Source organism: Roseibium aggregatum, from assembly GCF_014692675.1.
GTDB classification, from domain to species: Bacteria; Pseudomonadota; Alphaproteobacteria; order Rhizobiales; family Stappiaceae; genus Roseibium; species Roseibium aggregatum_C.
Genome location: NZ_JABFCZ010000122.1, coordinates 1 through 384 on the forward strand (window position 1 = coordinate 1; position 384 = coordinate 384).

A 384-nucleotide genomic window follows, 5' to 3' on the forward strand; every position below is an offset into this window, starting at 1 on the left:
ATTCACGCTCACGTATGGTACGTCGCACCACGCGGTGGTCGATCGCGGGCAACTGAAGGCTGGTGAGACGATGCTGGTGCTGGGCGCTGCGGGCGGCGTCGGGCTGGCGGCCATCGAGATCGGCAAGGCGATCGGCGCACGCGTGATCGCCGCAGCATCGAGCGACGAGAAGCTGGCGGTCTGCAAGGACCACGGCGCTGATGCGCTCATCAACTATTCGACCGAAGACCTGCGCGAGCGCATCAAGGAATTGACCGACGGCAAGGGCCCGGACGTGATCTATGACCCGGTCGGCGGCATCTATGCGGAACCGGCGTTCCGTTCAATTGCCTGGCGTGGCCGCTACCTCGTAGTCGGCTTTGCCAATGGCGAGATCCCCAAGAT

At 64.1% G+C, this 384-nt stretch carries 1 protein-coding gene; it reads left to right on the plus strand.

All coding sequences use genetic code 11. The features are described 5' to 3' along the window. Nucleotides 1-384: zinc-binding dehydrogenase (locus tag HK439_RS26585; protein ID WP_190294483.1), on the plus strand; the 384-nt coding region annotated here is incomplete at both ends.